The sequence below is a fragment of the Streptomyces sp. NPDC096323 genome (assembly GCF_040302845.1).
Lineage (GTDB): Bacteria > Actinomycetota > Actinomycetes > Streptomycetales > Streptomycetaceae > Streptomyces.
This window is the reverse complement of record NZ_JBEOSI010000014.1, coordinates 103,383-125,056: the sequence shown is the minus strand read 5'-3', so window position 1 is coordinate 125,056 and position 21,674 is coordinate 103,383. Positions and strand designations below refer to the sequence as shown.

At 70.4% G+C, this 21,674-nt stretch carries 18 protein-coding genes and 1 pseudogene; all 19 read left to right on the top strand.

Translation table 11 applies throughout. The features are described 5' to 3' along the window. Positions 1 to 43 precede the first annotated feature (43 nt). Positions 44 to 1,945 carry a glycoside hydrolase family 15 protein gene (locus ABTX18_RS32445; protein ID WP_352126440.1) on the top strand — a complete coding sequence of 634 codons (1,902 nt, stop codon included), beginning with the start codon at positions 44 to 46 and terminating at the stop codon, positions 1,943 to 1,945. 28 nt (positions 1,946 to 1,973) lie between these two features. Continuing rightward, complete coding sequence (locus ABTX18_RS32440; RefSeq protein ID WP_352126378.1) at positions 1,974 to 3,476, top strand: sensor histidine kinase; 1,503 nt, start codon at positions 1,974 to 1,976, stop codon at positions 3,474 to 3,476. 74 nt (positions 3,477 to 3,550) lie between these two features. Then, complete coding sequence (locus ABTX18_RS32435; protein ID WP_352126377.1) at positions 3,551 to 4,060, top strand: roadblock/LC7 domain-containing protein; 510 nt, start codon at positions 3,551 to 3,553, stop codon at positions 4,058 to 4,060. Further along, positions 4,057 to 4,473: a DUF742 domain-containing protein gene (locus ABTX18_RS32430; protein ID WP_352126376.1), complete on the top strand. Its 417-nt coding sequence runs from the start codon at positions 4,057 to 4,059 to the stop codon at positions 4,471 to 4,473. The genes ABTX18_RS32435 and ABTX18_RS32430 overlap by 4 nt, the downstream gene beginning before the upstream one ends. Before the next feature lie 7 nt (positions 4,474 to 4,480). Further along, positions 4,481 to 5,149 (top strand): GTP-binding protein, encoded by a 669-nt coding sequence (locus tag ABTX18_RS32425; RefSeq protein ID WP_503061246.1) that lies wholly within the window; start codon positions 4,481 to 4,483, stop codon positions 5,147 to 5,149. Then, positions 5,149 to 5,790, top strand: a complete 642-nt coding sequence (locus tag ABTX18_RS32420; protein WP_352126374.1) for a GAF domain-containing protein — start codon at positions 5,149 to 5,151, stop codon at positions 5,788 to 5,790. Before ABTX18_RS32425 ends, ABTX18_RS32420 begins: the two co-directional genes overlap by 1 nt. A gap of 87 nt (positions 5,791 to 5,877) precedes the next feature. After that, complete coding sequence (locus ABTX18_RS32415; RefSeq protein WP_352126373.1) at positions 5,878 to 7,131, top strand: acyl-CoA dehydrogenase family protein; 1,254 nt, start codon at positions 5,878 to 5,880, stop codon at positions 7,129 to 7,131. Positions 7,132 to 7,259: 128 nt separating this feature from the next. After that, positions 7,260 to 7,754: a DNA-binding protein gene (locus ABTX18_RS32410; RefSeq protein ID WP_352126372.1), complete on the top strand. Its 495-nt coding sequence runs from the start codon at positions 7,260 to 7,262 to the stop codon at positions 7,752 to 7,754. 56 nt (positions 7,755 to 7,810) lie between these two features. Then, positions 7,811 to 8,374, top strand: coding sequence for a hypothetical protein (locus ABTX18_RS32405; protein WP_352126439.1), 564 nt, complete (start codon positions 7,811 to 7,813; stop codon positions 8,372 to 8,374). After that, complete coding sequence (locus tag ABTX18_RS32400; RefSeq protein WP_352126371.1) at positions 8,371 to 9,027, top strand: DUF6624 domain-containing protein; 657 nt, start codon at positions 8,371 to 8,373, stop codon at positions 9,025 to 9,027. The genes ABTX18_RS32405 and ABTX18_RS32400 overlap by 4 nt, the downstream gene beginning before the upstream one ends. Continuing rightward, positions 8,946 to 9,479 (top strand): annotated as a pseudogene (locus ABTX18_RS32395) (DUF6082 family protein); the annotation flags it as partial. The gene ABTX18_RS32400 and the pseudogene ABTX18_RS32395, both read left to right, overlap by 82 nt. A 139-nt stretch (positions 9,480 to 9,618) precedes the next feature. Continuing rightward, positions 9,619 to 9,804 carry an FxLD family lanthipeptide gene (locus tag ABTX18_RS32390; protein ID WP_352126370.1) on the top strand — a complete coding sequence of 62 codons (186 nt, stop codon included), beginning with the start codon at positions 9,619 to 9,621 and terminating at the stop codon, positions 9,802 to 9,804. Between the two features lie 88 nt (positions 9,805 to 9,892). After that, a complete protein-coding gene (locus tag ABTX18_RS32385; protein WP_352126369.1) occupies positions 9,893 to 11,932 on the top strand; it encodes a lantibiotic dehydratase family protein in 2,040 nt (679 codons plus the stop codon). Next, positions 11,929 to 12,996 (top strand): lanthionine synthetase C family protein, encoded by a 1,068-nt coding sequence (locus ABTX18_RS32380; protein ID WP_352126368.1) that lies wholly within the window; start codon positions 11,929 to 11,931, stop codon positions 12,994 to 12,996. Before ABTX18_RS32385 ends, ABTX18_RS32380 begins: the two co-directional genes overlap by 4 nt. 36 nt (positions 12,997 to 13,032) lie before the next feature. Beyond that, complete coding sequence (gene fxlM / locus ABTX18_RS32375) at positions 13,033 to 15,078, top strand: methyltransferase, FxLD system (protein ID WP_352126367.1); 2,046 nt, start codon at positions 13,033 to 13,035, stop codon at positions 15,076 to 15,078. Positions 15,079 to 15,082: 4 nt separating this feature from the next. Beyond that, on the top strand, positions 15,083 to 16,195 hold the full coding sequence (locus ABTX18_RS32370) for a hypothetical protein (RefSeq protein WP_352126366.1): 1,113 nt from the start codon (positions 15,083 to 15,085) through the stop codon (positions 16,193 to 16,195). A 234-nt stretch (positions 16,196 to 16,429) separates the two neighbouring features. Next, complete coding sequence (locus ABTX18_RS32365; protein ID WP_352126365.1) at positions 16,430 to 18,370, top strand: ATP-binding cassette domain-containing protein; 1,941 nt, start codon at positions 16,430 to 16,432, stop codon at positions 18,368 to 18,370. Positions 18,371 to 18,476: 106 nt separating this feature from the next. Next, positions 18,477 to 19,586 (top strand): methyltransferase, FxLD system, encoded by a 1,110-nt coding sequence (gene fxlM, locus ABTX18_RS32360; protein WP_352126364.1) that lies wholly within the window; start codon positions 18,477 to 18,479, stop codon positions 19,584 to 19,586. Between the two features lie 578 nt (positions 19,587 to 20,164). Continuing rightward, positions 20,165 to 21,640: an NUDIX domain-containing protein gene (locus ABTX18_RS32355; RefSeq protein WP_352126363.1), complete on the top strand. Its 1,476-nt coding sequence runs from the start codon at positions 20,165 to 20,167 to the stop codon at positions 21,638 to 21,640. The last annotated feature ends 34 nt before the right edge of the window (positions 21,641 to 21,674 follow it).

Here is a 21,674-nt window from a genome sequence, read left to right as displayed (position 1 = left end):
CGATGCCATCCCCGGATCCGCGGGGTCTACGGAGATCCACACGATGAAGCGTCTTCCGCGTATCGAGCAGTACGGTCTTATCGGCGACATGCAGACCAGTGCCCACGTCTGCGACGACGGCTCGATCGACTGGCTGTGCCTGCCCCGTTTCGACTCGCCTGCCATCTTCGCGGGCCTGCTCGGCACGCAGAAGCACGGCTCTTGGCAAATCGCCCCAGTCCCGCCTGCCAGTCAATCCGATGCCGGAGCGGTCTCTGAGCGCCGGTACCTCGGTGACTCGCTCGTCCTCGAATCGCTGTGGCGCACCCCGTCCGGGTCGGTCCGGGTGCTCGACTTCATGCCGCCGCGCGGCGGAGCACCCCAGGTGATCCGGATTGTTGAGGGTGTGTCCGGCGAGGTGCCGATGGTCTCGGCTCTGCGTCCGCGTCCGGGGTACGGCAGCGTCAGCCCGTGGATCCACGAGGTCGAGGGGCGCATGGTCGCGGAAGCAGGCGCGGACGCACTGTGGCTCGACACGGGCGTCCAGCAGGTGGAGAAGGACGGTGTCATCGTCAGTGCCTTCGGCGTCGCCGCCGGGCAGAGCGTGGCGTTCGTGCTCAGCTGGTGCCCCTCCCACGCAGCCGCACCGGAGGTTCCCGACCCGGAGGCCGCTCTCGCCGAGACGCTCGCCTTCTGGCATGGCTGGACGCAGGAATGCACCTACGACGGGCCCTACCGCGAGGCAGTGGTTGGTTCCTCGATCGCGCTGAAGGCGATGACGTATGCGCCGAGCGGCGGGATCGTTGCCGCGCCGACCACGTCGCTGCCCGAGGAGATCGGCGGCGGACGGAACTGGGACTACCGCTTCACTTGGCTGCGCGACGCCTCCACCACTCTCGCCGCGCTGCTGGGAACCGGCTACCGGCAGGAGGCCCATGCGTGGCGGCGTTGGCTGTTGCGTGCGGTGGCCGGCGATCCGGAAAACCTGCAGATCATGTACGGGATCACCGGCGAGCGTGATCTGCGGGAGCGGGAGCTGCCTTGGCTTCCGGGGTACGCGGAATCGGCTCCAGTGCGGGTGGGGAACGGGGCGGCTGACCAGCTGCAACTCGACGTGTATGGCGAGTTGATCGAGACCCTCTATCTCGCCCACCAGAGCGGTGTCGCCCATTGCGCGGACACCGCGGCCCTGCACCAGCGGCTTATCGAGCACCTGGCCCAGCGCTGGCAGGAACCCGATGAGGGAATCTGGGAGATCCGCGGGGCACGCCGGCATTTCGTGCACTCCAAGGTGATGGCTTGGGTGGCCATCGACCGCACCATCCGTCTGGCCGAGGCCGACGCTCTCGCGCTGGATCCGGGCCCCTTGGTCGAGTTGCGCGAGATGATCCACCGCGAAGTGTGCACCGAGGGGTTCGACCCGGTGCGCAACACCTTCACCCAGTCTTACGGCTCGCAGGAACTGGACGCCGCCACGCTGTTGATCCCCCGGGTCGGGTTCCTTCCGCCCGACGATCCTCGCGTCATCGGCACCGTGGACGCCGTACGTCGGGAGCTGTCCACGCCGGAGGGGCTCGTGCGTCGGTACCCGACGATCGGCAACCACGCCGGAGTGGACGGGCTGACGGGCGATGAGGGCACTTTCATCCTCTGCTCCTTCTGGCTCGTGGATGCCCTGGCCCTGACCGGCCGCCTGGATGAGGCCCATGCCCAGTTCGAACGCCTTCTCACGCTGCGCAACGACCTCGGCCTCCTCGCCGAAGAGTACGACCCCGTCCAGCAGCGCCAGCTCGGGAACTTTCCGCAGGCGTTCAGCCACATGGGCCTGATCCAGAGTGCCCTGCTCCTGCAGCAGCTGGCGCCACAGTCCTCTCCTCGCCGAGGCGCGGTGGCGGTTCCGGCACCCCGTTCCGCCTCACCCGGACCGCAACAGAACCGCAAGACCCTGACGCCGCAGCACGCCTAGCCGTTCCTTTTCCACTGCGAGGATTCCCATGCCTGACACCGCGTTCCCGACACGGCCGGCCGCGACCGGCCACCGCCGTCGGCGGTCGCCACGGACCGACGCCTTCACGGTGCACCGCGTCCGTCGTGCCGTGGTGCTGCCCCTGCTGCTCCTTGCGGGCCTGCTGAGCGCCACCTTTGCCATCTGGGTGACGGCCGCAGTGGCTCTCGGTGGGCTCCTGGTCGGCCTGGTCTGCGGGCTGGCCGGGGTCGCGCTGGTAGCGGCTCGCGAAGTGCGTACGGCCGCCGACGCCGTGCAGACAACCGCAGAGGAACGACGCACGGCGGTGCTGACCGCAGTCACGGGAGCCGCGGCGGCCGTCGAGAAGTCGGTGGCGTGGTCGGCGGACGAACTGTGCCGAGGGGCACGACCGCCGCTGCCGGACATGCAGATGCCGCAGCCGGCCAGTACGACCGCAGAGATCGACAAGGCACTGAGTGCACTGCAGGTCCAGGCCGTCGCCTCGCTGATACGCGTGCACGACGAGTCCCAGTCCGTCGTCCTTCTGGAAGTGCTGCGCCGCCTGGCCATGCGGGAGCATGCCCTGGTCGGGAAGGCACTGGAAGCATTGACTCAGCTGGAGATGCTGACCGACGACCCGGAACTGCTCGCGAAGATCTTCGAGATCGATCACCTCGTGACGCGGATGCGTCGTCAGGTGGAGAGCACGGCGGTGCTGGGCGGGCAGTCCCTGCGCAGCGTGCGCCAGCCGGTGCCCGTCACGACCACGCTGCGTGGTGCGATCTCCGAGGTGGTGCAGTACCCGCGTGTAATGGTCGCGGCCGGTTCCGTGGGGGGTGAGCTGGGGCTTCCCGGACATGTAGGTCCGGACCTGACGCACCTGCTGGCCGAGCTGATCGAGAACGCCTGCGAGTGCTCCGACCCGGCGACAAAGGTGACCGTGCGAGCGCAGAGGGTGCCGAAAGGGCTGGCGATCGAGGTCGAGGACCGGGCCATCCCCATGCATCCGCAGACGCGCGCGCAGATGAACCGTCTGCTCAAGGCGCCCGATGAGGTCGACGTCAGCGGCCAGGTGCGAGCCGGGCAACTCGGCTTGCTGGTAGCCGCGAAGATCGCGCAGTCGCATGGGCTGTCCGTTCTCCTGCAGGAGAACGTGACGGGAGGCACCACGGCTCTGGTCGTCATCCCGGCCAGGCTCCTCGTAGCGATTGCCCCCGTCGGTGACGCCGGCGCCCGCAGCCGGGAACTCCGCCCCTCCGCGCCGCCGCCTCGACAGCCCGTCGCGACAGCCGAGCCCTCAGCGGGCCAGGTCGGACGCCGGATAGGTGCAGAGGGGCCGTCACATCGTGCTCCTGCTCCCGACCTCCCCAGGCGTACGCGCCAAGCCGGTTCGTTCCGTCCGCCGCAGTCGCAGGAACAAGCACCCGCGACTGCGGCGAGGCCCGGACTCGCAGGCGCCTTCCGAAACGGCATCCAGGCCGGCAGGAGCTCCAGCTCGCCCCCCGATCCGGCCGGACAGCCCCGGCACTGACGCCCACCCCTCACCATGCGTTCCCAGTGGCCCCGGACATATCCGCCAGCCCTCCCCCTTCTGGAGCGATTCCCATGAACACCCACCCTGAGATGACCAGCGGCGCCTCCGAACCGGAGGCCGAGGTGACGCCGAGCGGCAAGCGGGGCGACATGCTCTGGCTGCTGCGGCACTTCGCCAACGAGGTTCCGGGCGTCACGCACGCCGTCCTGCTGTCGCGGGACGGGCTACGGCTGCTGGACAGCGAAGTCGACAAGGACTGGGCCGACGAACTGTCGGCCGCACTGAGCGCAGTGGCCTCCATCGCGACGAACATCACCGGCCCCACCCACCAGAAGCGGCCGTCCAGACAGGTCATCATCGAGCGAGACGACTGCCTGTTCTTCGTCCAGAGCGCCGGCCACAGCGCGGCCTTCGACAACCACCCCGGTAACCGGGGCCTGGTGGACACGATCCTCGCCGTCGTCGCCGCCACGGATGCCGACGCGGGCAACATCGGGTTCGAAACCGGACGCCTGGTGCAGAAGTTCGCCCCGTACATGAAAATCCCCGTCCGAGTCGACACAGGTGACGAGGTCCGGTGAGCACCCACGGCGACGCGGCCGAGGAATCAACGTTCGTCCGGACCTACACGCTGACGCGCGGGCGCACCAGGCCGCGCCACCTGATGGCCCTGGACACCGTGCTGGACACCGGCCCGGGACGGCCCGGCCCAGGCCAGGCCGGGGAATGCGAAGAGATCCTCGCCCTGTGCCGCGAGCACCGGCGTTCGGTGACTGAGCTGGCGGGACAGCTCGGCCGTCCTGTCACCGCCGTAAAGATCCTCGTCTCGGACCTCCTGGACGCCCACGCCCTGGTCATCTCCGTCACCGATGCCTTCGCCTCCTCCTCCGACACGGGCGCGGAAGAACGTCCCACCACCCACCTATTGGCGGCCCTCTCGGCGGGCCTGAAGAGGAAGTGGCCCGATGCCATCGCCTACCCCCAGGCCGGATGACCCGGACATGGCTCTGATGAGTCCGTCACGCCCGCAGTCCGCTGCTCCGACGGTTCTGAAGATCGTGATCGCCGGTGGTTTCGGCGCGGGCAAGACCACCGCCGTGGGCGCGGTCAGCGAGATCACGCCGCTGAGCACGGAGGAGTACCTGACCGAGGCCGGCGCTGGCGTGGACAGTCTGGAGGGCGTCGAGGCCAAGCAGATGACCACGGTCGCCTTCGACTTCGGCCGTCTCAGCCTGCCCGACGCGCCCGTGCCTCTGGAGCTCTTCCTGTTCGGCACGCCCGGCCAGGACCGGTTCGTCGACCTCTGGTACGACCTCTCCCGGGGAGCCGTCGGCGCGGTCGTCCTGGTCGACACCCGCCGCCTGGAGAGCAGCTTCACCCCCGTCAGCTTCTTCGAAGACATCGGCCTGCCCTTCGTCGTCGCCGTGAACCACTTCGACGGAGCCCACCGCTATCAACCCGAACAGATCCGCGCCGCCCTCGACCTGCCCGCCTCTGTGCCGGTGGTCACCGACGTTTCGCCCCGCTGGACGGTGGGGGCGACCTCCTGGGACGCCCGCAATCCGAGCCACGTCGCCGGCGTCCTGCTGACTCTCGTCGGCCACGCCGTGCAGAACGCACCGGCAGGACCCGCTCGCCCCGCATCCACCACCAGTCTCCAGGACGCCTGATGTCATATCAGCCCAACGATCCCCACCTGCCCCAAGCCGGCACACCCGCGCTGTCCTTGCCGCAACGCGGCATGCGCGACGGCACCCACGGGCTGCCCATCCCAGCCGGCGCTGCCGTCACCGGTCCGCAGGCCCAGCAGGCGACCGAACTGGCGCAACGGTACGAACTGCTGGAGCGCCTCGGCGTGTCCATCGCTGCCAGCCAGGACTTCGACGAGCTGGCCCGCGACATGGCCGAGAAGGCCGGGTTCCTGTACGGGTTCGTCAATCTGTTCCTGGAGGAGCAGACCTTCGTCGGACTGCACCAGCCGCCCGCGGACAGCGGGTACGTGATCGTCGGCCGCACCATGAGCCACGACCACGGCTGGTGCCCGGAGGTTGTAACCCGCAAGAAGGCCCTCCCCCTGCACGACGTACACGCCAGCCCCCGCTTCAGCGGTAACCACGTGGTCGACGCGGTCGGCATCCGCTCCTACTTCGGCGCACCGCTCAACCACGACAGCGGTGTCGTGCTGGGCACGGTGTGTGTCATCGACCCCGAGAAGCGGCCCCTGAGCGAGGCCCGACGACTCAGAGACATCGCCATCAAGGCCGGAGCCCAGGTGATGGACCACATGGTCCACACCCCCGTCGTCCGCTAGGCCCGCTCCACCGCCCCCACCCGGGAGCCGCTTGCGATCCCCGGCCGCTCCACCGCGCGAACTTCACCCAGGGAGAGGGAAACGACCATGCCCGCCACACCCGCCACACCGCCTCCGGCGCTGCGTCCCTATCTCACCGCCCGCCACGAACTGCTGTGGAACGAGGCCGACTCCTTCGCGGCCGAGCACATCGCGCCGCGTGCCGTGCGAATGGAAGCCGCTCCGGGCAGGGTGGAGCGCAAGGTCGCGGATCTGATGGCCGCACGGGGCTGGTTCGCCGTCACCCTCCCGGCCGCCCTCGGCGGTCTGGGCGCCGGACACGTGGCCAAGACGGTCCTGATCCACCGCATCGGCTGCGTCTCGGCAGCTGCCGCGACCATCCTGCAAGCCACCCTGATCCCCGTCGGCGCCTTGCTGCACTTCGCCACGCATGAGCAGAAGGTCCGCTGGCTGGCGGGGGTGTCGGACGGTTCGCTGCTTTTGTCGATCGCAGTGACCGAACCGGACGCCGGCGGGCACATCGGCGGCATGGAGACCACCGCCGAGCGGACCGGCAATCAGTGGGTGATCACCGGCAGCAAGGTCCACATCGGCAACAGCCATCTCGCGGGAGCCCACCTCGTGCTCGCCCGGACCGCCGAGGCGGGCGTGCGCACCACGCAGGCGCTGACCGCGTTCATGGTCGAAGCCGACCGCCGCGGACTCTCCGTCGCCGACCACCGCCCCGGTCTCGGCCTGCACGGCTTCTCCGCCGGCCGCCTCGACCTCGACCACGTCCGCGTCCCCGCGGACAACGTGGTCGGCGAGATCGGCCAAGGGCTCAGCGTGGCCCAGAGCAGCAGCATCCTGTACGGCCGCCCCAACCTGGCCGCCGTCAGCCTCGGCATCCACGAGGCGGTCGCGGCCACCACGACCTCCTACCTCAAGGCCCGACCCCGCTACCGGAGCGCCCTGTCCGATCTGCCGGTCCTGCGGGACCGCGTCGGCGACATCGAGGCCCGGCTGCGCGCGGCACGCATCCTGGCCTACCAGTCCGTGCATCTCCTGGACCAGGGCCTGTCCTGCGACGCCGAGCTGATCAACGCGAAGTACCTGGGTCACCAGTGGGCCATGACGTCCGCCCAGGACGCCATGGAACTGCACGGCGCCCACGCCCTCGACCGCGAGTACGTCCTCCAGCGCCTGTGGCGCGACATCCAGCACACCCACCCCCCGGCCGGAACGGGTGAAGTCCAGCGAATACGCCTGGCCGACGCCGCTTTCAACGAGGACGACATCCAGTGGTCCGAGCGCCTCGCCGCTGAAGCCGCCTGGGCGCAACCCGGCCCCACCGCCGCATGAACCCCCGTGCGCGGCACCCCGTGAATCCCGACCGCCGCGCACGGGCCCGTGCCGCCGGCCCCCGTCCCCCGCGGGGGCCGGCGGCACCCCTCCCGGTGACCGTCCACCTAGCCGAGAAAGAGACACCCGTGTCCCCGTCCTTGTCGACCAGCGCACCAACCACACCGCTGAGCAACACAAAGCAGCGCGTTGCCAAGCACATCGTGGACGGTTTCACGACCGTCCCGGACCTCGCCACGAAGACCGGGCTGTCGGCCAACACCATCCGCCAGTACGTCCGGGACATCCGGGAGAGCGTCCACTGTCCGCCTCGCTGCAAGCCGCAGGTGCTCGTGCATCTCCTGCTGGCCGCCGAGCACGTCGATCCGCCCGCACCGGAGCGGCCGGAGCCCGGGCTCACCGTGGAGCAGCAGCAGCTTGTGAGAGCGGTCGCCGCGCATAGCGCCGACCGCGACATCGCCCTCGCCGCCAAGATCGCCCCGGCCGATCTCCGGTCCGCCCTCGACGAACTGCTCGACGAGACGGGCGCCGCCGACGCCACCCAGCTCGTCGTCCTGGCCCACGCCTGGCGCCTACTGGGCGCCAGGCCGACCGGCACGGCGGAGATCGGAGCGAACCAGTGAGAACATCTCCCGCGCCGCAGCCGCGACGCGCACCAGAGTTAACAGCCGTGTACGAGATGCGGACTCTGTGCACGGACGCCGAGCGAGATGAGGCCGTCGCACTCGTTCAGGACCGTCAGCGCTGGCTCACCATGCGCGGCCTGCCGGTACCCACCCGAGCCGATGTCCCGGCCCTGTTCCACGACCCGCAGGCGAAGCCGGCCGGGCTGTTCGAGGACGGGCTGCTGCTGGCATGCCTGATCCCGCAGCGCGAGCTCGATCTCGGCTGGGGCCAAGGACCGTGCCTCTTCCTGAGCTGCATCCACACCCTGCCCGACCGCTCCGACAACACCATCCAGCTGATGACCCTGTGGGCCTCCGACTTCGCAGCCCGACGCGACCTGCCCCTTGTACGCGCCGAGGCCATGGCCCGCCAGCCCCTCGACGTTGATCCGATCGCCCCGTTCCTCCGACAGCTCACCGACATGGGCTGGGACGTACGGGGATCGGGCACCGGTCAGCACGGCGAGCGAGTCGCCCGCCTCGAACTCATCGCCGAGCAGCGCTCTGGACTGAGCGCGCTCATCGGCTGCCAGGTCCACGAGCCGCGCCTTACCGCAGACAGCCGGAGCATCGCGTGACAGCCGCCGAGCCGCCGCTGCGGCCGGACCTCGCCCGCGAACTCGTCGACCGCGCCACGAAGGCGGCAGAGCGCCGGGCCAGGCGCGTGCGCAACCAGCTCGATGCCGTAGCGATCGGCCAGAACCGTCACGCCGACCACGCCGACACCAAGGTGCTGCGCCGAGTCCTGGCCGAACACGACTGGCCCGGCTACCGCCTCGTCGGTCCCGAAGCCGCACGCGCCGCCTGGAGCCTGGCTCTTCACGCCGACAACGACGCCGGCCTCCAACGTGCCGCCACCACCCTGCTGGAACGCGCAGCCCAGCACGGCGACGCACGTTTCCAACACTGGGCCCACCTCTACGACCGCACCCTGGTCAACAGCGGTCACCCCCAGGAATTCGGGACTCAACAGGTCCTCACCGCAACAGGGGCTCTGCTGTGTCCGGTGCGCGCCTCCGACTCCTTGGACCAGCGAAGGGCCTCCGTGGGGCTGTCACCGATCGGCGCGGCCTTGAAGACGGTGCGTCGCCGGCTCGCCCAGGACCACCAGGCCGGCGACTCCTCGACCGTCGTGCTCGCGGAGGTCGCATGCCCCAGCGAACCCCGCCCACTCCACCCATCCGAGGCACCCACCGATCCCTTCCAAACGAAAAGGACCGTTGCCGTATGAAGGTCACCACCGCCGTCCTCGCTGCCGGCGCCGCAGTCTCCCTCACAACCACCATGGTCGGAGCCGCCCGGCTCCGGCAGAACGCGCGGCACCAGGCCGAACGGAATGAGGCGCTTCTCGCGGGCAACCAGATCGACTGGCTGGCGCAGGTCTCCACCACTCCTGACCTCGCCGAGATCTGGAAGCCCAAGGGCCTGGAGACCGAGGAGTACATGCGGCTCATGTCGGCCAACCGGCTCCTCTGCACGTTCAGCCTGCGCGACCGCCTCGGCTTCGTCCCGAAGAGGCACCTGCCCTTCCACGCCGCGTGGATCATGAAAAGCGACGTCAGCCGCCGGTACTGGAAGCACTTCGGTGACCTCCGCGCGCAGGAGGCCGAGGGCGACGAGCGGGCCGAGCGCTTCACCCGGGTACTGAGCCACGCCGCCGAGAACACCCCGCTGGCGCAGCCCGCAGCAGCCCGACGGCCGCACCCCGACTCCCAGACGCCATGGACCAGGCGACTTCGCCGGCCAGCTCGTCTGGCATCAGACCCCGGGGCCCGACCGGGCCTCGGTGCTCCGCGCAATCCACCCCTTACAGGAGGCATGAATGACCGCCACCCAGACCGAGAGGCCGACCGCTCCGGCACAGGCCGACCTCGTAATGACCGACGACGACCCGTTCGGGCTCGACATCACGTTCATCGAGGGCACGCCGGCGACCGAGACGGTCCTGATGTGCGGCACGGGCGACAACTGCGGCTCTTCCTGCCCCAGCGCCTGCACCACCTCGTAAGCCGGGTCACCCCGGCACCGCGGGCCGGACGGGGCTCTCCCCGTCCGGCCCGCCCCGCCCGTCACGTACAAAGATAGGGAGAGCGCTGATGACACGGCAACGGCTAAGCCTGTACGAGGCCGCAGGGCAGTCCATGCTGCGCGCCGCGGTACACACGACCGCGCCCGCCATGCCGCCCTGGCCGACGCGCACGGCGCCCCGGGAAGATTGGCGTGCGTGGCTGAGCACGGTGTGGGCTGACACCGACTTCCGCCGCACCGTGTCGCACGCGAGCCCTCACCTGGCGGACCAGGTGCAGGCCATCATCGGCGGCCGTACGCCGACGGTGCGCCGGATGCGCCGGGCGGCGCTGTCCACTGCCCGCTACGCGATCCGTTACGCACGCCGTTCCACCCCCTACGGCCTGTTCGCCGGCGTCGCCCCGCTCGGCTTCGCCCAGACGACGTCGGTCCGTATCGGTGACGAGCACCAGGCCGTGGCCCGCCCCGAGGCCACCGAACTCGAGGAGTTGCTCAGCCACTGGGAGAGCGACGCTGCGCGCATGGCTGACGCCGAGGTCTGCGTCAACACCCTGATCCAACAGCGCGACCAGCACATCCACGTGCCCTCCGAGGGCGACGCCGAGTTCCGACTCGCCCTCAATCCGGCACTGCGCCTCGTCCTCGATCTGGCCCGATCGCCGATCGGGTACAGCCAGTTGGCCGACAAACTGGCCGCGGAGTTTCCCGCTGTGAGTGACATCGCGCGCGACCGGCTGCTCGGTGAACTGCTGCGGGTGAGGCTGCTGCGCTCGTCGCTGCGCGCACCTGCCACCGTCGCCGACCCCACCGACGTCTTGCCGCCCGCGGCTCGCGCTCAGGCAGCTGGCCTGCGCACCGCGTGCGACCTGCGGCTGGACGCCGACGTGCGGCTGCCCGAGCAGGTGCTGACCGAAGTGGAAACCGCGGCAACCGTCCTGGCCCGCGTGGTCGCCCACTCGTCTGGAACACCGACATGGCGGCGGTGGATCGAGCAGTTCACCGAGCGCTACGGCGAGAACACCGCGGTGCCGGTGGACGTGGCCACGGATCCTGACCGGGGCGTGGGCTTCCCGGCAGGGTTCCTCACGGCGAGCGAGCCGCCCCGGCCGATGTCCCGGCGCGACCGGCTGCTGCTGGAGCTGGCCGGCACTGCCGCTGCCGAAGGCAGCCGCACCGTCGCGCTGAGCGGGGCGATGATCGAGGAACTGGAAGCTGCGGCCGGCGATAAGCCCCACCACCTGGCGCCGCACCTCGAACTTGCCGCACAGGTCCACGCCTCCTCCATCCCGGCCCTGAGCTGTGGGGACTTTCGGCTGCGCGTGCTGACTGTGTCCCGCTCGGCCGGATCGATGTCCGGCCGGTTCTGGCACCTGCTGCCGGGCACGGAGGGGGCGTACGCGAACCTGCCCACCGTCGATCCGGAGGCGGAACTCGCGCAGCTCTCCTTCCACGCCGGGCGGGTACCGGCCGACCTGCTCACCCGCGCGCCGCAGGCCCTGCCCCGCGTTGTCAGCGTCGGTGAATTCCGGCGCCCCGGCCCGGACGTCCTCTTCCCCCGCGACCTGTCGGTCACCGTCGCCGACGGCCGCCCCCATCTGGTGGAGACCGCGACGGGCAAGCCGCTGGAGCTGCTGGCCCCCACCGCGATCAACTTCCTGTGGAACAACTACACCCCGCCGATGGCCCGCTTCCTCGGCGAGATCAGCCGGGCCACCTCCCCGCAGGTGACCTGGTTCGACTGGGGTGCCGCCTGGGCCCTACCCTTCACCCCGGCCCTCACCTACCGGCGCACCATCCTCGCCACCGCCCGGTGGAAGATCCGCCGCCGCATACTGCCTGTCCGCACCGCCCCACTGCACCAGTGGGCGGACCAACTCCACGCCTGGCGGGCCCGGTTCCAGGTGCCGGAACAGGTACTCCTTGCGGAGGACGACCAGCACCTCACCCTTGACCTCACCCGCGACGTCGACCTGGACCTGCTGCGCGCGCACCTCGATGCCAGCCCCGTCGGCGTCGCTACCCTTCACGACGCGCCCCCGCCGGACGCCGACGGGTGGATCGGCGGCCGGGCCCACAGCATCGTCGTCCCCATGGCGAGGCGCTCATGACCACGCCGGCCGGGCCCCGTACGCAGGACCTGTCCGAGGGTGCCCTGGGCATGGCCCTGCTCGACATCGAGCGACATGACCTGTCCACGGCCCGCCGCCACCTCGCCCAGGCCACCGCCCGGGGCGTGAGCACCGGCAGCAACGCCAGCCTCTTCCACGGCGCACCCGCCCTGGAGTTCGTCCTGGCCCGCGCCCACGGAGCCGGCGACGACGTCCGCACGGCTGTCGACCGCGTCGTGGACGGCCGGCTCGCCGCCGCCCACCGCCGGCAGGCCGCCGGCACGCTGCCCCATCTCGCCGAGTGGGACCTCATCCGCGGTCTGACCGGGCTCGCCGCGCTGCTGCTGTCCCGCCCCATCGCGCCCCGGCTGCCCGACGTGCTCGCCTGCCTCGTCGCGCTCGCCCACCCCACCCGCGGCGACGGCCGGATGCTGCCGGGGTGGTGGTCGGCGGTCGGCCCCGATGGGACGGAGATGACCGGCGGGCACGGCAACAACGGCATGGCCCACGGGATCGCGGGGCCCCTGGCCGTCCTCTCTCTCGCCCTGCGCGACGGAGTCAGTGTCCCCGGTCAGGAGGAGGCCATCGGCACGTTCGCGATCTGGCTCGACCGGCACGGCACCCACTACTGGTCCACCGCAGCCCACCTGGACGCCGACCAGCCGCCCGCCGCGGAATCGGCCCGCCAGTCCTGGTGCTACGGCCAGCCCGGCATCGCCCGCGCGCAACAGCTCGCCGCGCTCGCCCTCGGCGACCCCGCCCGGCACCAAGCGGCCGAGGACATCGTCGAGACCATCCTGACCGACCCACAGCAGCTCGCCCGCATCACCGACTCGACCCTCTGCCACGGCTGGGCCGGGCTGCTGACCCTCACCCGCGCGGTCGCCGCCGACAGCCCCTCGCCCGCACGCTTCACGCCGATCATCCAGAACCTGCACCGACGGCTGGCCGCCGACTGGGAGCACCTGCCCAAACCTGGCTTCCTGGAAGGCCGCGCCGGAGCCCAACTCGCCTTGCACGACACCGGCACCACCGGCTGGACCCGTGCCCTCCTGCTCACCTGACCCCCACCCTGCCGTCCCGCAAGGAGTTCGCTGCCCATGACCTTCGACGACGAGAACCTGCCCATCCCACCGGACACCTCCTGGTGGCACGCCTCCGTGGCGTTCCCCGACCCGCACCACACCGCCGCACGGGCCCTAGCCACCGCGCTTTCCGGACGCCGTTTCCACTTCCTGCGCAAGGACGCCGGCGTGCGCCTGCGGACCGAACAGCCCGCCACCGGTCTGCTGGACCAGCTCGTCGCCGACCGTGTGATCACCGGCTGGACGGGCGGGATCTACGAGCCGGAGACCTATGCTTTCGGCGGCCCCGAGGGCATGCAGGTCGCACACGACGTGTTCTGCGCCGACAGCCCGGCTGCCCTCGCCGAGACCAGTACCCCCGGCGCCCGCGAGCGCAGCGTGATGCTGCTGTCCGCCATGATCCGCGCGACAGGGCTGGACCCGTTCGAAGTCGGGGACGTGTACGCGCGGTGGGCCGCCCTGCGGCACCCCGTCAACCCGCCCCAGGGGCCCGCGCTGGAAAAGGCCGTCTCCGCGATGCGGCGGCTGATGAATGCGGACGCCGCCCTGCGCCCGCAGCCGGAAGCGGGCTGGGGCGAGCGCGTCGCCACGTTCGAGGACGCCGGCCGCCGCCTGCGCCGGCTCGCCGCCGACGGCCGACTGATACGCGGAATCCGGGGCGTGCTCACCCAACACGCCATCTTCGCGTTCAACCGCGCGGGCGTACCCGTTGACGCGCAGGCCGCCACCGCGTGGCTCGGCCGTCACGTCGCCTTCTCCACCGGAGAAGCAGCTGCCGTGTCCAACCGCAAGTCCGCCCCGGCGGACCCTAACCTCCCTCGAATGGAGACCACCGTGACACCCGTGAACGACCCCAACCAGCTGCGCGAAGCCCTCGCCCAGCGTCTCGTCGACAGCGGCCACCTGCGCAGCCAGGCGGCCATCGACGCGTTCCGCACCACCGACCGGCACGCCTTCCTGCCCGGCGTCGACCTGGAGCGCGCGTACAAGGAGGACGCGGTCCCGATCAAGCACGACGAGCACGGAGAGATGATCTCCTGCATCTCCGCGCCGTCCGTCGTCGCCACCCAGCTCGAACAGCTCGGCGCCCAGCCCGGTCACAAGGTCCTGGAAGCCGGCGCCGCCACCGGATACAACGCCGCCCTCCTCGGCCAGATCGTCTCGCCCGGCGGGCAGGTGTGGACCCTCGACGTCGACGAGGACCTCATCGCCGGCGCGAGCAAGCACCTTGCCGAAGCCGGCGTGCAGAACGCCACCGCGGTGATGGCCGACGGGGCGGCAGGGCTGCCCGAGCATGCCCCGTACGACCGCATCCAGTTCACGGTCGGCGCGGGAGACGTCCCGGTCAAGATCCTCGACCAGCTCGCGCCGGGCGGGCGCCTGGTCCTGCCGATGCGCATCCGCGGCAGCATCTCCCGTAGCTTCGCCTTCGAACGCGACGGGGACACATGGAGGACCGTCTCCTGCGAGATGGCCACCTTCGTCCCGCTCCGCAAGGGCGTCTGCGACGACGTGTACACCCTCGTCCCCATGTCCGGCGAGGGCAACGTCCGCCTGGAGACGTTCAGCGAGCAGGACGTCGACCGCGAAGCGCTGCGCACGGTTCTCGACGAGCAGCAGACCAAGCTCTACACCGGGGTGAAGTTCCGGCAGGGCTCGGCGTGGGAGTGGCTGTACCTGTACCTGGCCTGCGCACTGCCCAACGGTCTGTCCCGCCTGCCGGGCCAACGACCCGGATTCACCCCGCACTTCGGGTGGGGCTCCATGGCCGCCCTCGACGGCGGGTCGCTGGCCTACCTGACCATCCGCGAGGGCGAAGACGAGACGGGCCGGTACTGGGAGGTCGGTGTGATCGGCCACGGCAAGGGCGGAGGCGACCTCGCCGAGCGCGTCGTGACCGAGATCCGCGCCTGGGACGCCAGCGGCGGCAACGACGCCCCCGAGCCGGGCTTCCGGATGGCCGGCGCCGACTCCCGTGACCGGCTGCCGGTCGACGAGGCGCGCTTCGTCGTCGACAAGCCCTACAGCCGACTCGCCGTCGACTGGGCGCGCAAGGGCTGAGCCGATGATCCCCGCGATAGCCAGCCACATCCCCCTGGTCCGCCGCACCAAGGCGCCCGCACTCCCCTTGGAAGAGCGCATCAACCACCTCACCGGGCTGACCGTCGCACCCGCAGGTGCGAGCCACCACGACCTGGTGGCCCGCACCTGCAGCATCCTCAACTACGCCGCACTCATCGCCTCCGACGTCGGCCTGCCCAACCTGGCCACCGACCTGTGCTGGCGCCAGCACCAGGTCTTCGCCGACGCCGGACGCCTGAGTGGGCCGATCGGCGTCATGTCACTGATGCCACTGGTCAACCTCTCCCGGCTACTGACACGCGACGGCCAAGGCGAGGCAGCCTATGACCTCCTCGCCCGCCTCAACCACGCCGCCCGTCAACGAGGAAAGACCGAGATAGACGGCCGCACCATCGACCTGGCCTCGCTGACCAGCACCGAGGCCGATCACCGGCAGGTGTTCCAGGAACTGTGGGTCACCCTGCTCGTCGACGGCGCCCGCGCCCTCGCACGCCTCGGCCGGTGGACCGAGGCTGCCGACGCCATGGCCCAGCACCGCGGCATCGGCAACCGGCTCCTCGACGGCCGCCAAATCAAGATCATGGCCCTGATGGAACAAGGACGAAGCCAGCAATCCCTCGACTTGATCGACACCACCCAGCCCACGGAACCCTGGGAAACCGCCATCGCCCTGCTCCTGCGCACCCACTGCCGTCCCGTCGGCGCACCGGTTGCGCGGGCCGACCTCGAACGCACCCTGGACGAAGCGACCGTGCTCCTTGCCCCACCCGATCCGTCGACCGCCGTGTTCCAGACCCGGGTGGGCCTGACCGCCCTCGAACTGGACCCCAACGGGCAGCGCGCGGACACGCTACCCAAAACCATCGCCGAGGTGGCCCGGCTCGACGCCTACGCCGCCCGCGACGTACTGCACCACTCCATCGCCGCGTCCGCCCTGGACGCCGGTTCGACCCACGCGCTCCACGCGGTGATCACCGCAGCCGGACTGGGATCCGGCATCCTGCCCGCCCACCACCATCAGGCGCTGACGGGCGCGGTCGCCCACGCCGGTGCAGAGCTGGAGAGGTTGCTGAAGACCGAACCAGACCCCCGTTAGGAGTGGGACGACCGGGAGAAGCTGCCGGATTGTCCACGCCGCGCGACGGTGTCGGCGTTTCGGCCATTTCCCGCCCGGAGCTGCTCCAAGCCCCGTCAGGGATCCCGCACCTTCAGGGTTCCCTCACGCAGGAAATAGCGGGCTTCCCAGCACGACCGAATGACGTGTGTTCGATAGCGCAGCCGTGTCGTTAGACCTCACGACTCTGCCGCAGCGACCGTCCTAGGGGGAACGATGACCTCGGCCATTACGCAGGATCAGCTGCCGGAACCACCGGAAGGGAACGCGTCGGACGACGAATCGCAGGAGGCCAGTGTTCGAGAAGAGGAATACCTCTACCGCGACGAGTCACGGCTCCAGGCCGGCTCCCAGCTGACCTCCCGCACCATGGCACGGCGTCTGCCCTCGCTCGTGCGGCGCTCCGTACAGATGGCCTGGCGCGTGGACCGCGGAGCGACCATCGGACTGCTGGTGTGCCAAATCGGAACTGGCGTCCTCGCGGCACTCGGCCTCCTGGCGGTCACGGGCACGATCACCGCGCTGATCTCCGCGGGCGACATCACCGAAAGACTGTGGGATGCCGCCCCGCAGCTGGCCGTGATCGCCGCTGCCACCGGTCTGCGCGCGGGGCTGGGGATCGCGGTCGTCTGGCTCACTGGCCGTCTGCGCCCGGTGCTCGGCCGGGCCGCGGAGGTGACGATGGTCGAGGCCGCGCTCGGCGCGGAACTGGCCGCCAACAACAAGCCCGGCTACAACGACGCCTACGACATCGCCGACCGCGGCGCCCAGGTCACCCCCGACCTCGTCGAGGAAGCACAGGACGTACTCGCGGCGACCGCGACGCTCGCGGCCGGTGCAGCCGTGCTGACCGTCCTGCACCCACTGCTCCTTCCCCTTCTCTTCCTCGCCTGCCTACCGCAGGCCGCCGCCTACGTCCGCTCCGCCCGCGTGATCTACCTCGCCGGCCTGGAGACCTCCGGGCGGCGCCGGATGCTGGGCAAGCTGCGCTGGCACATGGCATACATGGAGTCCAGCGAGGAGATGCGGGCCTGCCTGGCCGGTCCCTTCCTGATCGGCCGGTACCGAAAGCTGGCCGCCTCCGTCAACGCGGCCGAACGCCAGGCCGCGAACACCGGGGCCTGGATGGGACTGGCCGGAGCCGTGGCCGGCGGGGTCGCCTCGATCGCGGTGTGGGCGGCGCTCCTGTGGCTCCTGGCGTCGGGACGGATGGGCCTGGCGGCGGGCGGCGGCGCCGTCTTCGCCCTCCAGACCGCCACCGGCTCGGTACGCGGCATCATCAACGGCGGGGCCCGCCTGGTACGCACCGGCTGGTACGTGCAGGACTGGCAGAACTTCCTCGACAACGCCCACGGCCAGGCCATGGCCGACTCCCGTGGCACCGAGACGGTGGCTGCCGCCCCGCAGCGCTTCGAGGTCCGCGACGTCACCTACCGCTACGACGGCGCCCCCAAGGACAGCCTGAGCGACGTCTCTCTTCACGTGAAGCGCGGCGAGATCGTGGCGCTCGTCGGGGAGAACGGCTCCGGCAAGTCCACCCTCTCCCGCCTGCTATGCGGGCTGTTGCTGCCCACCGAGGGCGACGTGGCCTGGGACCACGCCTCCACGGCGGACCTCGATCCATGGGGAGCTTGGGAGCATGTCGCCCTGGTGCCGCAGAAGTTCACTTACCTGCCGCTGACGATGCGCGACAACATCACGTTCGGGCAGGGCGACACCAGCGATGCAGCGCTGCTCGCCGCATGCGAGGCATCCGGCGCCGCGGAGATATTGCCGGGCCTCCGCTCCGGCCTGAACACCCTCCTGACCAGCGAATGGTTCGGCGGGCAGCAGCTCTCCGGCGGTCAGTGGCAGCGCCTCGTCCTTACCCGCGCATTCCACCGGCAGGCAGCGCTGCTGGTGATGGATGAACCCACGGCCGCCCTCGACGCCCGTGCGGAACACCGGATCTTCGCCGGCCTGCGCGAACTGGCCAAGGACCGATCCATCCTGCTGATCACGCACCGGCTCACCAATGTGGCCGTCGCCGACCGGATCGTGGTGTTGGACGAAGGACGGATCGTCCAGGAGGGCACCTACGCCCAGCTCACCCAGCAGCCAGGGCTGTTCCGAACCCTGTGGGAGCTACAGCGCCGGATGAGCGGCGACACCCCCTGACCACCCCCTCGCCAGGCCACCGCTCTGCCAGGCAAGTGAACCGACCCGCCGCCGATTCTCCCTGCTCCCCATGCTTCACCGTCCGACGAACACCGGAAGGAATGCCGTGACGACTTCATCGGCCACCGAAGCCAGCGAAGCGAGCGAGCTTCGCCACCAGCTCGTCGAGCAGCTCCGCGCCAGCAACCACATCCGCTCCGCCGCAGTCGAGCGCGCCTTCCGAACCGTGCCCCGGCACGCTTTCGCCCCCGAGGTCCCCCTCCCCTCTGCGTACGCCAACGACATCGTCGCCACCCGCCACCGCGACGACGGAACAATCACCAGCTCCATCTCCGCACCCTGGCTGCAAGCCGACATGCTCGAAGCCGCCCGCATCCAACCCGGCCACCGCGTCCTTGAGATCGGCTCCGGCGGATACAACGCCGCCCTGATCGCCGAACTCGTCGGTCCGACCGGTCACATCACCACCCTCGACATCGACCCGGTCGTCACCGAGAGAGCCGTCCGCTTCCTGCCCGAGACCGGATACAACCAGGTGAGCGTGGTCACCGCGGACGCCGAGCACCTGCCCTCCAAGCTGGCGCCGGAGGGCGGATTCGACGCCATCGTGGTCACCGTCGACACCTGGGACCTGCCCTGGATCGATGCTCTGTCCGTCGGCGGCCGCCTCGTCGCGCCGCTGCGCCTGCACGGCTACCACTGGGCCATCGGCTTCACCAAGGAGAAGGGGGCGCTGCACAGCGATGAACCGCTCGTCATCTGCGGCTTCGTCCCCATGCAGGGCGACGGCGCCTGGAACCCCAACCGCCGCACCGTCCCCGGCACCGGGGTCCACCTCTCCTGGGAAGACGGCACCCCGCTGTCCGTGGACCGACTCGTCCCCGCCCTCACTCGCGAGCCGACCGTCACCCGTACCAACATCACCGTCGAGGGCCAGGAGCCCTTCGATCTCCTCACGCTCTACCTCGCCGGCGCCCTGCCCGGCTTCTGCCGCCTGGAAGCCGACCCCGACGGCGACCACCAGGTCTTCCTCAGCCCTCCGCCCCCGCACTGGCCCGCCGCCGCGATCGTCCGCGGAGCCTCCCTCGCCCGGCTGGCCCATGAGCGCATCGGCGACGGAGACGACGGCAAGGGCCGGTACGAGTTCGTCGTCCAGGGTTACGGCGAGCACGGTCACCTCGCCTCGCGGGAGATGGCCGAGCACGTCGAGAGCTGACAGCGCAACCATCGCGGCGCCCGCTGCCCCCTCATCACCGCGCGCCCGGCAGCCGGTGGTGCTCCGGAGGGCCCGGTCCACGAGCCCCACGTGTTCGCCAAGAAGCACACCCGCGTCACCGTGGACTGGCCGATCGTTCCCGTCAGCACCGCCCGTCCCACCAACCTTGAGAGGAACGACGCCGGATGAACGACGGTGCCGCCTGATCACCGCCTCCCACCCCGTGCTGCACGTGCACCCGTCCATAGTCGTGAAAGGCGAATACGCGTGTCCTCTCCCGTCTCCCCTTCGGATCGCGTCACTCCGGATGCTGCTCTGCCCGCGGCGCATGACCCCGCCACCGGCCGCCCCTTCGCCCGCCTGCTCGCCACCCCGCCCAGGCAGCCGCCCTACTGGGCTGGGGCCCGCCCGGAGCGCGACAAGCCCAGCTCGCAACAGAGACGGCACGAGATCAGTGGCGCCTGCCCACCGCTCGCCCCGCCGCCATCGAAGAGATCCCTGCGGAGGGGATGCGGCTGAGCTGACCCCGACCCCGCGCCTCGTCCCCTTCCCGCCCTCTTCCCTCTGAGGCAGCCCCCATGCCGTTGTCGCACCACCACATCCGCACCATTGTCGATACCTACCTCGCCCGTCACCCTCACGAGCGCGAACAGCTCAGCGTCCTCCTGAACGCCCTCGACCGGCCTGGCGAGGACATCGCCAGCCGCTCGACCTTCACCGGACACGTCACCTGCAGCGCGATCGTCGTCGACCAGCTCGGCCGCGTCCTGCACGTGCTGCACCTGGCCAGCGGGAAGGTCCTCGCCCCCGGCGGACACACCGAGCCCACCGACGATTCCCTGGCAACGGCGGCACGGCGGGAGCTGCACGAGGAGACCGGGATCCCGCCCCGAGCCGTCACGGCGTGGCCTGGCTACGAGACCGTGCCGCTGGACATCGACATCCACGACATCGACGCCCACCCAGGCAAGGGCGAACCCGGCCACCAGCACTTCGACCTCCGTTTCCTCTTCCGGCTGCACACCTCGACCGAGGTGCCGGTCGTGCTGCAGGAGGACGAAGTCGGCGGCATCGAGTGGCGACCAGTGGACCGGGTGACCTCACCGACCCTGCGCGAGAAGCTGCTCAAGCTCCCGCTCCAGGGCGAACCGGGGACGGCCAACGCCTCGGCCCTGATCTACAACGACCGCGGCGAGTACCTGCTCCACCTGCGCGACTATTTCCCAGGCCAGATCTGGGAGCCGGGCATGTGGTCCCTGCTGGGCGGCGGCCGAGAGCCCCAGGACGCCACCCTGGAACACACCGTCCGGCGCGAACTGGCCGAGGAAGCCGGCCTCGACCTCACCGACCTGACCCCGTTCGGCACCGAGTACGCCACCGACGACGCCGGCGCGACCGTGCCCATCTCCATCTACGCAGGCCGCTGGAACGGTGATCCGCGCGAACTCCACCTGACCGAAGGCGTAATGCTCGCCTGGTTCGCCCCCTCGGACCTCCACCGCCTCCGCATCGCGGACACCACCAGCGACCTCGTACGGCGCCACGCCGCCCGCAATCCAGCGACGCACAGCGGGCCCGAACCCGAGGAGAAACGTCTGGCATCGCCGCACGGAACGGTCCCCAAAATCATCGGCGTCCACCTCTATCTAGAACGGCCCGACGGGACGGTGCTGCTCGGACTGCGCCACCCCAATTCCGCGTTCGCGCCGTCCACCTGGCACGTCTTGGCCGGCCACTGCGAGCAGGAGAACGCCATCGCCTGCCTGATCAGGGAGGCCCAGGAAGAGGCCGGCCTGCACATCGAGCGCCAGGACGTCGAACTCGTCCACGTCGTCCACCACATCGGCAAGCCCAGGAACCCACCCCGCATGGGCCTGTTCTTCCGCGCCCGTAGCTGGAGCGGCGAGCCGGAGCTGCGCGAGCCGGACAAGTGCACCGAGTGGAGATTCTGGGACCCAGCTGCCCTTCCCGATGACCTCGTCCCCTATACCCGCCTGGCTATCGCGAAGATCCAGAGCGGTGAGCTGTACAGCGAGACGGGCTGGCCCGCATGACCGGCACCCCGACCAGCGCACCCAGTCGCGTGCC

Bases quoted from the DNA above. Each gene is read 5' to 3' on its own strand.
- ABTX18_RS32445 (WP_352126440.1), top strand. From the start codon at position 44: ATGAAGCGTCTTCCGCGTATCGAGCAGTACGGTCTTATCGGCGACATG.
- ABTX18_RS32440 (WP_352126378.1), top strand. From the start codon at position 1,974: ATGCCTGACACCGCGTTCCCGACACGGCCGGCCGCGACCGGCCACCGC.
- ABTX18_RS32435 (WP_352126377.1), top strand. From the start codon at position 3,551: ATGAACACCCACCCTGAGATGACCAGCGGCGCCTCCGAACCGGAGGCC.
- ABTX18_RS32425 (WP_503061246.1), top strand. From the start codon at position 4,481: ATGGCTCTGATGAGTCCGTCACGCCCGCAGTCCGCTGCTCCGACGGTT.
- ABTX18_RS32420 (WP_352126374.1), top strand. From the start codon at position 5,149: ATGTCATATCAGCCCAACGATCCCCACCTGCCCCAAGCCGGCACACCC.
- ABTX18_RS32415 (WP_352126373.1), top strand. From the start codon at position 5,878: ATGCCCGCCACACCCGCCACACCGCCTCCGGCGCTGCGTCCCTATCTC.
- ABTX18_RS32405 (WP_352126439.1), top strand. From the start codon at position 7,811: ATGCGGACTCTGTGCACGGACGCCGAGCGAGATGAGGCCGTCGCACTC.
- ABTX18_RS32390 (WP_352126370.1), top strand. From the start codon at position 9,619: ATGACCGCCACCCAGACCGAGAGGCCGACCGCTCCGGCACAGGCCGAC.
- ABTX18_RS32385 (WP_352126369.1), top strand. From the start codon at position 9,893: ATGACACGGCAACGGCTAAGCCTGTACGAGGCCGCAGGGCAGTCCATG.
- ABTX18_RS32380 (WP_352126368.1), top strand. From the start codon at position 11,929: ATGACCACGCCGGCCGGGCCCCGTACGCAGGACCTGTCCGAGGGTGCC.
- fxlM (WP_352126367.1), top strand. From the start codon at position 13,033: ATGACCTTCGACGACGAGAACCTGCCCATCCCACCGGACACCTCCTGG.
- ABTX18_RS32370 (WP_352126366.1), top strand. From the start codon at position 15,083: ATGATCCCCGCGATAGCCAGCCACATCCCCCTGGTCCGCCGCACCAAG.
- ABTX18_RS32365 (WP_352126365.1), top strand. From the start codon at position 16,430: ATGACCTCGGCCATTACGCAGGATCAGCTGCCGGAACCACCGGAAGGG.
- ABTX18_RS32355 (WP_352126363.1), top strand. From the start codon at position 20,165: ATGCCGTTGTCGCACCACCACATCCGCACCATTGTCGATACCTACCTC.